This is a genomic window from Phenylobacterium sp., from assembly GCF_030693805.1.
Taxonomy (GTDB): domain Bacteria; phylum Pseudomonadota; class Alphaproteobacteria; order Caulobacterales; family Caulobacteraceae; genus Phenylobacterium.
Genome location: NZ_JAUXZW010000218.1, coordinates 1 through 9677 on the forward strand (window position 1 = coordinate 1; position 9677 = coordinate 9677).

Here is a 9677-nt window from a genome sequence, read left to right on the forward strand (position 1 = left end):
CCGAGACGACCTGCTTGGGCGAGACGTCCTTCAGGTCGACCTGGTCGCGCTGGAGCAGGCCGGGTTCGCCGTTGATGCGGCCCGGGACGAGATCCTCGAGGATCGCGCCGTTCTCCATCTTGATGTTGGCCTGGGCGATGACGTGCTTGGCCTCTTCCATCGCCGACATGTAGACGACCTCGTCCACCGGGCGACCGTCGGTCACGCGGCGGTACGGGCTCTCGATGAAGCCGTACTTGTTGACCACCGCGTGGGTCGCCAGGCTGTTGATCAGGCCGATGTTCGGGCCTTCCGGCGTCTCGATCGGGCAGATCCGGCCGTAGTGCGTCGGGTGCACGTCGCGCACTTCGAAGCCGGCGCGTTCGCGTGTCAGACCGCCAGGGCCAAGCGCCGAGAGGCGGCGCTTGTGGGTGATCTCCGACAGCGGATTGGTCTGGTCCATGAACTGCGAGAGCTGCGACGAGCCGAAGAACTCGCGCACGGCCGCGGCCGCAGGCTTGGCGTTGATCACGTCGTGCGGCATCACCGTGTCGATGTCGACCGAGCTCATCCGCTCCTTGATCGCCCGTTCCATGCGCAGCAGGCCGACGCGGTACTGGTTCTCCAGCAGCTCGCCGACCGAACGCACCCGGCGGTTGCCAAGGTTGTCGATGTCGTCGATTTCGCCACGGCCGTCACGCAGGCCGACCAGTGTCTTCAGCACCGCCAGCACGTCTTCCTTGCGCAGGATGCGCACGTCGTCCGGGCAGTCGAGCTCCAGGCGCATGTTCATCTTCACGCGGCCGACCGACGATAGGTCGTAGCGCTCGCCATCGAAGAACAGGCTCTTGAACATCGCCTCGGCGGCTTCCACCGTCGGCGGCTCGCCCGGGCGCATAACCCGATAGATGTCGAACAGCGCGTCTTCGCGGGCGGTGTTCTTGTCGACGCGCAGGGTGTTGCGGATGTAGGCGCCCATGGTCACGTCGTCGACGTCCAGCACGTCCAGGGTGGTGAAGCCCTGCTCTTCCAGCGCCAGGATCGAGGCGGCGTCCAGTTCATCGCCGGCTTCGCCGTAGATTTCGCCGGTCTCGTGGTTGACCAGGTCGCGGGCCAGGTAGCGGCCGACCAGCGCCTCGGGCGCCAGCAGCAGCGTCTTCAGGCCGGCGTCGGCGTAGCGCTTGGCGTTACGCGCCGAGATCTTCTGTCCGGCGGGCGCGATCTCTTCGCCGGTCTCGGCGTCGATCAGCGGGAACTCAGGCTTCACCCCGCGCCAGCGGTCGGGCTTGTAGGCCGTGGCCCAGCCGCCGTCCTCGTTCTTCACCGGACGCTTCTCGAAGCTGACGGTCTCGTAGAAGGTCGAGAGGATCTCCTCGCCGTCCATCCCAAGCGCCATCATGAAGGTGGTGGCGGGCAGCTTGCGGCGGCGGTCGATGCGGACGAACACGATGTCCTTGGCGTCGAACTCGAAGTCCAGCCAGGAACCGCGGTACGGGATCACCCGCGCGGCGAACAGCAGCTTGCCGGACGCGTGCGTCTTGCCCTTGTCGTGGTCGAAGAACACCCCCGGCGAGCGGTGCATCTGCGAGACGATGACCCGCTGGGTGCCGTTGACGATGAAGGTGCCCTTCTCCGTCATCAGCGGGATGTCGCCCATGTAGACGTCCTGCTCCTTGATGTCCTTGACGGAGCGGGCGCCGGTTTCCTCGTCGGTTTCGAACACGATGAGGCGCAGCTTCACCTTCAGCGGCGCCGCGTACGTCATGTCGCGCTGCACGCACTCCTCGACATCGTACTTCGGCTCTTCAAACTCGTAAGAGACGTATTCAAGTACGGCGCGCTCGTTGAAATCCTTGATCGGGAAGACGGAGCGGAAGACCGCCTCGACGCCTTCGTCGCGGCGCGCGCTGGCCTGGGTTTCGCGCTGCAGGAACTGTTCGTAGGAGGACCGCTGAACCTCGATCAGGTTCGGCATCTGCACGGCTTCAGGGATGCGGCCGAAAGACTTCCGGATCCGCTTCTTGCCGGTGAACGATTGCGCCATTTGTATCCCTTGATCGCCGCACGGCCGAAAGGCCGCGCGCAAACTTCTCATCCTGCGTCCACCCTCGGTCTCCCTGCTGGGAGCCGGACGCTGGAAATGCCCCTGTTGCGCCAGGGGCGCTCCCTCGCATGGTCAGAGGGCGGTGGACCATGCCTCGGAGCTTGCACGCGCGAAATCTCGCGTCGAAGACGAATCCGAAAAATTTCGCGAAGGATCGCAGATAGGCGCTTTGCAGACGGATTGGAAGCCCTTTTCACAAAGAAAGACGCCGCAATTCACGGCGTCTGGAGCCGCAACGGGCTCTCAGTCTTTGGGAGGACTCTGGGTGACCAACGAGCCGACCGCCGTGCGGTTCCGCAGCGCTCTCGAAAACAGGCCCGCAGTCGCCTGCGGGCCTGTTCGAAACGTTCGCCGTGAAGGCGTGCGCTTACTTCACTTGGACGGAAGCGCCGGCTTCTTCGAGCTTCTTCTTGATCTCTTCCGCTTCCTGCTTGGAGACGTTCTCCTTCACGTTCTGCGGAGCGCCCTCGACCAGGTCCTTGGCTTCTTTCAGGCCGAGATCCGGACGAACGGAGCGGACTTCCTTGATCACGTTGATCTTCTTGTCGCCGCCGGCGGTGATCACCACGGTGAACTCGGTTTGCTCTTCGACGGCTTCGGCCGGGGCGGCGGCGCCACCGCCAGCAGCGGCGACGGCCACGGGAGCCGCGGCGGAGACGCCCCACTTTTCTTCCAGCAGCTTCGAGAGTTCCGAAGCTTCCAGCACGGTCAGGGTGGAGAGTTCGTCCACCAGCTTGGTCAGGTCGGCCATTGTTCTAGTCCTTCAGGAATTTGGCAGGGATTGGGATGTGATTGGGAAGATGACGGGTCAGGCGGCGTCTTTGGCGGCATAGGCGCCGAAAACGCGCGCCAGTTGACCGGCCGGCGCCTGCAGCACGCCCGCGATCTTGGTCGCGGGAGCCTGGACGAGGCCGATGATCTTGGCGCGGAGCTGATCCAGCGACGGCAGGGTCGCGAGCGCGCCCACCGATGCCTTGCTCAGCACCTCTTGGCCCATGAAGCCGCCGATGACGGCGAGCTTCTCGTTCTCTTTCGAGTACTGAGCCACGACCTTGGCGGCGGAGACAGGATCCGGCGCGAAGGCGATGGCGACCGGGCCGGTGAACAGGGCGTCGCCCGCTTCACCGATCGAACCGTCCAGGGCCTTCTGAGCCAGGGTGTTCTTCACCACCTTCAGCTGCGCGCCTTCCTTGCGGAGGCGGCTTCGAAGGTCAGTCATCTCCGCAACGGTCAGACCCAGGTTGTGGGTCACGACCACGGCGCCGGCGCCGGCGAACACGCCCTTCAGCGTGTCGATCGACTCCTGCTTTTGAGCGCGGTCCATTGCGGTCTCCTACTCAAGTTCGGCCGCCGGACCATTCCGGACGACCGCGAAACGACCTGGGCGCGAAGCGCTCGCGCGCCCGCGTTCAGGTCCGCCTGTCCTTGGAGAAGCCGCAGGTCCACGCCCGTCCGTGGCGGACGCGCGACAAACCTCATCTTCCCGTCTCCCCGCGGTCAAGGAAGGCTCTTCCTTGCATTAAGGTTCGGGCGGCCCCCGTACCCCGCAGTTCCTGGACAGGATGGGGAAGCGAATACGCCGCTCCCTCAACCTTTCCCTTCCCGCGCACGGGAAGCGAAAACTAAGCCGCGCCCTCTACACGACGCGGCGCGTGAACTCAAGCCGCGCTCTCGCGAACGAAGAAGGGGCGCCGACGTCGCCGCCAGCGCCCCCACATCTGTTCAGTCGAACGCGATCAGGCGTTGATCGAGCCCTGGTCCACCTTGAAGCCCGGGCCCATCGTCGACGAGAGGCTGATCTTCTTGATGTAGGCGCCCTTGGCGCCCGTGGGCTTGGCGCGGTTCAGCGCGTCCACCAGGGCCTTCACGTTGGCCTCGATGGCTTCGTCGGTGAAGCTGGCCTTGCCGATGCCGGCGTGGATGATGCCGGTCTTCTCGGTGCGGAACTCGATCGCGCCGCCCTTGGCGTCCTTGACCGCCTGGCCGACGTTCGGCGTCACGGTGCCGACGCGCGGGTTGGGCATCAAGCCGCGGGGGCCCAGCACCTTACCCAGACGTCCCACCAGGGCCATCATGTCGGGCGTAGCGATGACGCGGTCGAATTCCATGAACCCGCCCTGGATGCGCTCGACCAGCTCCTCGGCGCCGACGATGTCGGCTCCGGCGGCGGTGGCTTCGGCGGCCTTGGCGTCCTTGGCGATGACCGCGACGCGCACGTCACGTCCCGTGCCCGAGGGCAGTGAGACCACGCCACGGACCTGCTGGTCGGCGTGGCGCGGGTCGACACCCAGGTTGACGGCGATCTCGATGCTCTCGTCGAACTTGGCGGTGGCGTTGGCTTTCACCAGCTTCACGGCGTCATTCAGCGCGTGGTTGACGGCGCGATCGCCCGTCCAGGCTTTGATGCGTTTGGCTTGCTTGGTCATGGCTCTCAGGCCTCCACGATCTCGAGGCCCATCGAGCGGGCGGAGCCCTCGATGATGCGGGCGGCGGCCTCGACGTCGTTGGCGTTGAGGACCTACATCTGATTCTCGGCGATGTCGCGCAGTTGCGCGCGGCTGATCTTGCCCACCACTTCGCGGCCCGTCTTGCCGGAGCCGGACTTCAGCCCCAGCGCCTGCTTGATGAAGAAGCTCGCCGGCGGCGTCTTGGTGACGAAGGTGAACGACTTGTCCTGGTAGACGGTGATCACCGTCGGCAGGGGCGTGCCCTTCTGTTCTTTCTCGGTGCGGGCGTTGAACTCCTTGCAGAAGCCCATGATGTTGACGCCGCGCTGACCCAGCGCCGGCCCGATGGGCGGCGAAGGCGTGGCGGAGCCCGCAGGCACCTGCAATTTGATATAGCCCAGGATCTTCTTGGCCATGTTTCTCCTCTGTGACCGGGTTCCGGTCGGCTGAGCCGTGGTCTTGGCCCGGCGAAAGGCCTCCCACGGATTTGAACCGGCGCGTCAGGCGCGCAAGCCCTCCCCCCATGCGAAGGGAGGCGGTCTCATACACGAAATGCGGGACGAGACAAACAAGCGGCGATCAGGCCGGTGGCTCTGGCCTGTCGGTGCAGTCCCGACGCAACCGCCCGAGGCGACGCCTATTCATCAGTGGTCGGACGCCTCGCAGGGCGCGCCGTGCGGGCCGCCAGGCCTATCCCTGTCAGGATGACGACCGAGGCCACGACCAGCCGGATCGACATGGCTTCACCCAATAGCACGACGCCCAATACCGCCGCGATCGCGGGGACGCTGAGCTGCACGATCGAAGCCGTCGTCACAGGCATGCCGCGCAACGCCGCGTACCAGATGACATAGCCCAGTCCTGAGGCTCCGGCGCCGGACGCAACGGCGAAGGCCGCGCCGGGCAGGTCGATGGAACGGTCACGCGCGAACAACAGCATCAGGCCCAGAGCCATTGGCGTCGCCCGGATGAAGTTGGCGGCGGTCGTCTGGGCGGGATCATGGCTGCCGCTCCTCAATGAATAAACGCCCCAGGCGAGCCCCGCCGCACCCATCATCAGCGCGCCCTTCGGCGAGGGCGCGGCGACCCCGGGGAGCAGTAGCGCCACCAAGCCCATCGCCGCCACGGCGAAGCCGACCGCCTGGACCCGACCCAACTTGGTCCCACTCGCAAACCCAAAGGCGATCATCGAGAACTGGACAGCCGCAAACAGCAATAGGGCGCCGGTCGCGGCCGTCAGGGTCTCATAGGCGAATGAAAAGCACGCGGCGTAGGCGAAAAGCGCCGCCGCCGAGATCCAGCTCCCGCCAATGGGCCAGGGCGCGCGCTGGCGCGCGGTCACCACGGCCCAAAGGACGAGGGCTCCGGATCCCAACCGGATGGCGGTGAACGAAGCGGCGTCTATCGAGGTGTGCGCGAGGGCCTGTCGGCACAGCAAACTGTTCGCCGCAAACGCGACCATCGCTGCGACAGTCAGCATGGTCTGGCGTCCGGGACTCATCTGGCGATCCTGCAGTTTGCGCCGAGCAGCGCGGATGAAGGCGGACTGACCGCGACCGACCGCCTTGTCCGCCGCCTGCCAGACGCGGGCGTCACGGCTTCATGCGCGGTAGACGCCAGCGGTCTCCTCAATGAGCAGCTTGGCGTCGTTCTTCTCGCACCACCGCCCCAGCTCAGACTTCAGTTCGGGCCACAGATCCGCCGCCCAGGCCGGCGCCTGACTTCGCCATGCGTCTTGCGTCGGCAGGCAGGCGCTGAGCACGCCCATCGGGAGTTGCAGGACGAACGCGCCGCCCGGGCCGGTGACCACCAGCTCCTCTTTCCAGCGGGGCTCGAAACGGAAGGTCTGTCTGCGACGGAACATCCCGACCTCTTGCGGCGAGCGCCTTTGGCGCCGAGGCCGCGCTCGGCTCGCCGCCCCTTCCCGCCTGCAAAGCCTAGCGGGAAGGAGCCGCGCGAACCGACCGCGTCCTGATCAGTAGGAGACGTTGATCTGCTTTTTGGCGAAGTGCGGTTCCTGCACTTCGTCGATCATGGCGACCGCGAAATCCTGCTCGGAAATGCGGGAGCGGCCATTGTCCTCGAAGATCATGTGACTGCCACCCAATCGGAAGTCGCCGACGCGCTCGCCCGGCGCGATGTCCATGGGACAGCTGACGATGGTCCAGTCGAAATCGGAGACCTCCTTCAGGGCTTTCATCGCGCGCACGGCCGGCACGATCGACGGCGGCGGCACGCCGTTGGCCTCAGCCGCGTGGTTGAAGTGCAAACGGCCGTCACTGCGCATCAAGGTGCCGCAACCGACGACGAACAGTCCCTTTTTCACCTGCGAGGCGCGCACGCCCTCGATCAGCGAATCGACGTTGGCCTGCGCCCACTTGACGGAGACGACCACGGCGTCCGCGCCCTTGAGCGCTTCAGCCAGGGACTTCGGGTCGTTGACGTCGCCCGCGCGCACGGTCACGCCGGGGCGCGGCGCGACCTTGGCTGGATCACGCGCGACCGCGATCACGTTCAGCCCCCGGCTCAGGGCTTCGTCGACCACCTTGCCGCCGATGCTGCCGGTTGCGCCGACCACGGCGACCGTGCCCTTAGTCTCAGTCTTGGGGACTTGGCGCGGCAGGGTGCGTTCGCCGGCCGCGGCGGCGGCGTCGGCCGCCGCCTTGACCTGCGCGGCGTCTCCAGAGCTTTGCTCCGCCGCCGCACCGGCCTTGAGGTCGAGGATCGAACGCAGCACGTCGTTGAAAGGCGTGCCTTCGGCAGGCCGCTTGGCGCTAAGGGCTTTGTAGACGTCCATGTCGACGTCAATACTGATCATCATTGTAGTATTCCCTAAATATTCTGTGTTTTCTAGATATTGGCGGAGATTGTTTGGGAAAACGCCGCCGAATGCAGTCGTGAACAGTCATCGTATTCGATCTGAACCTCGCAACGCAAGCGCTGCGCCCGATCGCACCTCTATACATGAGGCCTTGCGCCCGGCGCGCTCGCCGCGCAGTGACCTCGCCGGGCCATGTCGGCCGGATCAGGGCTCGCGATTGGACTCCGCCACCATCAACTACGTGATCTACCGTCGCCATCGTCTGATGAACCCGATGTCCACGGACCAGCTCGCACGGGTCCTGGCGTTCACCGACCTGGCGGCCGGCGACAAGGCTGCGGACCTCGGCTGCGGCGCGGGCTTTCTCACCCAGTGGATCGCCTCACGACATCAGCTTCAGATCACCGGGGTCGAACGCTTTGCGCCGATGGTCGAGCGCGCGCGCGCCGCCGCCTCAACCGGCGGCTTTCGCCTGTTCGAGGGCGCGGCGGCCGACTACCTGACCGAGGCCGGCGAACATCGGCTGCTGTCCATGCTGGGCGCTATCGACGTGGCGCCCGGCCTGGTGCGGCCCGTCGACATCATGCGCGCGCTCGTCCCATCGATCGCTCCCGGAGGCTGGCTGCTGTGGGGCGATCCTTTCTGGCGGCGTCCGCCCAGCCCCAGGCTGGCGATGATCCTGGGCGGACTCGATCGCTATGAGACGCTGCCGGGGTGGATGCAGGCCGGCGAGCAAGCCGGCCTGACGCCCCACTACGTCTCGGTCAGCTCCGATCAGGATTGGGAGGAGTACATCTGGCGCATGAACGCCTCGATGAGCGAATGGGCCGATGAGCACGCCGGCACGCCCGATGGGGATGAGATGCGCGAGCGCGCCCGGATCCTGCGCACCCTCTATCTGGAAGAAGGCCGGGACGGCGCAGGCTTCGGCCTCTACCTGTTCCGCCGTCCCGACTGACCCTCCCCTAACGCAGGAAGTCTTTCAGGAGCGCGGCCAGCTCCTTCGGCCGTTGGGTTGGGATTTGGTGGCCGGTGTTCTTGAGCAGCACGGCGCGGCTGTCTGGGATCTCGTTGTCCATCTGCGCGCGGCCCTCAGGCGAGGGGAAGATCAGATCCTCGTCGCCGAACACCATCAGGGTGGGCACCTTGATGCGCGTCAGCTTGCGATGCAGGAAGTAACGTCGACGCATATCCATGTCGCGGAACATGGCGCCCAGACTGCGGTAGGAATCCAGGGCGTCGGCCGTCGCGCCGTTGGCCAGGTGAGCCGCCAGGACTTCGGCGCGAAGTTCCGGGTCTTCCATGTGTTCGAGGTCGGCGGCGATCTGCGCGGCGTCCGGCGGAACGAAGTTGGCGAAGTTCGGCGGCGGGTCGATGTTGAGGCCGGCGTTGGCCACGCACACCAGCTTGTTGACCCGATCGGGGCTCTCATAGGCCAGCGTCGCCGCGACCCACCCGCCCAGCGAGTGACCGACCACATTGGTCTTCTCGTAGCCCAGCACGTCCTGGAATTCACGGATGTGGTCGACCAGGAATGCGAACTCATAGTCACGTTGCGGCCGCTCCACCGAGCCCCAGCCGAGCTGGTCGATCGCGTAGATGTGGGTGACTTCGCCCAGGCCCTCCTTGATCACCGGAAACCAGTCCTGGCCCCCGGACGAGAACCCCGACCCGTGCACGAGGATCGTCGGATACCCCCGTCCGGTCTCGAAATAGTGGCCCTTGCTGGTGGACAGATCGATGGTGTGTTCCGTCACCATGTCGCGAACCGCGCCCATGTGCGTCTCCTCCCTTTGCCGGCGCCACGTTGCTGGGCGCCTTGTGAGAGCAGACGCTAGTCTGCGCAGATCGTTCTGGCGAGCGGTTGGCGACGATGGCGGACGTTAGCGCCCGCGGTTCAGCCTCGAGGCCGGCGCCGCCGGCATCGTCGCCTCGGTCAGCGCCAAGGCGAACAGCACTGCGCCGCTCTCATCCATCACTGTGATGCGGAAGTCGTGGTCCAGCCAGATGTGCGATGGCCGTTCTTCGACGAGCTGACCCAGGATGCGCGAAGCCTCGATGCGGGCGGCGTCGGCGTCTTCAAGCTCGGTACCGTCGCTGTCCGAGAGCGGCGCGCCGTCCTGCGTGTGAAAATAAAACAAAGGCATCCACCCACAAACCCTGCGCCCCCTTTTTGTTTCGCAAAGGCTTTCCGAAAGCGCGCGCCGAACAGCAGGTGAGCGGCGCGATGCGCCCTTCGCCCACTCCGGAGGAGGTCGAGGCTCAACGGTGCTCGGCGCGGGTGCTCCGCCTTAGCTGGTCTTTTCGACCTGGCTGTATTCCAGCT

Annotated in this window: 10 protein-coding genes and 1 pseudogene; 1 reads left to right on the plus strand and 10 read right to left on the minus strand. The window is 65.8% G+C overall.

Going from position 1 to position 9677, the window contains the following annotated elements; all coding sequences use genetic code 11:
* The 8 genes and pseudogenes from rpoB to Q8M88_RS08505 form a co-directional block, all read right to left on the minus strand.
* Window positions 1-2023: DNA-directed RNA polymerase subunit beta (gene rpoB, locus Q8M88_RS08470; RefSeq protein ID WP_305596333.1), on the minus strand; the 2023-nt coding region annotated here is incomplete at its 3' end.
* A 427-nt stretch (window positions 2024-2450) separates the two neighbouring features.
* The gene (rplL, locus tag Q8M88_RS08475) at window positions 2451-2834 is read right to left on the minus strand and encodes a 50S ribosomal protein L7/L12 (protein WP_305596335.1); all 384 of its coding nucleotides are present in this window, start codon (window positions 2832-2834) and stop codon (window positions 2451-2453) included.
* Between the two features lie 57 nt (window positions 2835-2891).
* On the minus strand, window positions 2892-3407 hold the full coding sequence (rplJ, locus tag Q8M88_RS08480) for a 50S ribosomal protein L10 (RefSeq protein ID WP_305596337.1): 516 nt from the start codon (window positions 3405-3407) through the stop codon (window positions 2892-2894).
* A 412-nt stretch (window positions 3408-3819) separates the two neighbouring features.
* The gene (gene rplA / locus Q8M88_RS08485; protein WP_305596339.1) at window positions 3820-4509 is read right to left on the minus strand and encodes a 50S ribosomal protein L1; all 690 of its coding nucleotides are present in this window, start codon (window positions 4507-4509) and stop codon (window positions 3820-3822) included.
* A gap of 5 nt (window positions 4510-4514) precedes the next feature.
* Window positions 4515-4946, minus strand: a pseudogene (rplK, locus tag Q8M88_RS08490) (50S ribosomal protein L11).
* 221 nt (window positions 4947-5167) lie between these two features.
* The gene (locus tag Q8M88_RS08495) at window positions 5168-6031 is read right to left on the minus strand and encodes a DMT family transporter (RefSeq protein WP_305596341.1); all 864 of its coding nucleotides are present in this window, start codon (window positions 6029-6031) and stop codon (window positions 5168-5170) included.
* A gap of 99 nt (window positions 6032-6130) precedes the next feature.
* Window positions 6131-6394, minus strand: coding sequence for a hypothetical protein (locus tag Q8M88_RS08500; RefSeq protein ID WP_305596343.1), 264 nt, complete (start codon window positions 6392-6394; stop codon window positions 6131-6133).
* 111 nt (window positions 6395-6505) lie between these two features.
* Window positions 6506-7351 (minus strand): NAD(P)-dependent oxidoreductase, encoded by an 846-nt coding sequence (locus Q8M88_RS08505; RefSeq protein ID WP_305596345.1) that lies wholly within the window; start codon window positions 7349-7351, stop codon window positions 6506-6508.
* A gap of 217 nt (window positions 7352-7568) precedes the next feature.
* Here Q8M88_RS08505 and Q8M88_RS08510 point away from each other — a divergent pair, with 217 nt between their 5' ends.
* Complete coding sequence (locus Q8M88_RS08510; protein ID WP_305596347.1) at window positions 7569-8309, plus strand: methyltransferase domain-containing protein; 741 nt, start codon at window positions 7569-7571, stop codon at window positions 8307-8309.
* Window positions 8310-8316: 7 nt separating this feature from the next.
* Here the strand turns inward: Q8M88_RS08510 and Q8M88_RS08515 are convergent, their stop codons facing one another.
* Together Q8M88_RS08515 and Q8M88_RS08520 are read right to left on the minus strand one after the other, a co-directional pair.
* Complete coding sequence (locus Q8M88_RS08515) at window positions 8317-9129, minus strand: alpha/beta fold hydrolase (protein ID WP_305596349.1); 813 nt, start codon at window positions 9127-9129, stop codon at window positions 8317-8319.
* 105 nt (window positions 9130-9234) lie between these two features.
* A complete protein-coding gene (locus Q8M88_RS08520; protein ID WP_305596351.1) occupies window positions 9235-9498 on the minus strand; it encodes a hypothetical protein in 264 nt (87 codons plus the stop codon).
* Window positions 9499-9677: the final 179 nt, after the last annotated feature.

Bases quoted from the DNA above. Each gene is read 5' to 3' on its own strand.
- rplL (WP_305596335.1), bottom strand. From the start codon at position 2,834: ATGGCCGACCTGACCAAGCTGGTGGACGAACTCTCCACCCTGACCGTG.
- rplJ (WP_305596337.1), bottom strand. From the start codon at position 3,407: ATGGACCGCGCTCAAAAGCAGGAGTCGATCGACACGCTGAAGGGCGTG.
- rplA (WP_305596339.1), bottom strand. From the start codon at position 4,509: ATGACCAAGCAAGCCAAACGCATCAAAGCCTGGACGGGCGATCGCGCC.
- Q8M88_RS08495 (WP_305596341.1), bottom strand. From the start codon at position 6,031: ATGAGTCCCGGACGCCAGACCATGCTGACTGTCGCAGCGATGGTCGCG.
- Q8M88_RS08500 (WP_305596343.1), bottom strand. From the start codon at position 6,394: ATGTTCCGTCGCAGACAGACCTTCCGTTTCGAGCCCCGCTGGAAAGAG.
- Q8M88_RS08505 (WP_305596345.1), bottom strand. From the start codon at position 7,351: ATGATGATCAGTATTGACGTCGACATGGACGTCTACAAAGCCCTTAGC.
- Q8M88_RS08515 (WP_305596349.1), bottom strand. From the start codon at position 9,129: ATGGGCGCGGTTCGCGACATGGTGACGGAACACACCATCGATCTGTCC.
- Q8M88_RS08520 (WP_305596351.1), bottom strand. From the start codon at position 9,498: ATGCCTTTGTTTTATTTTCACACGCAGGACGGCGCGCCGCTCTCGGAC.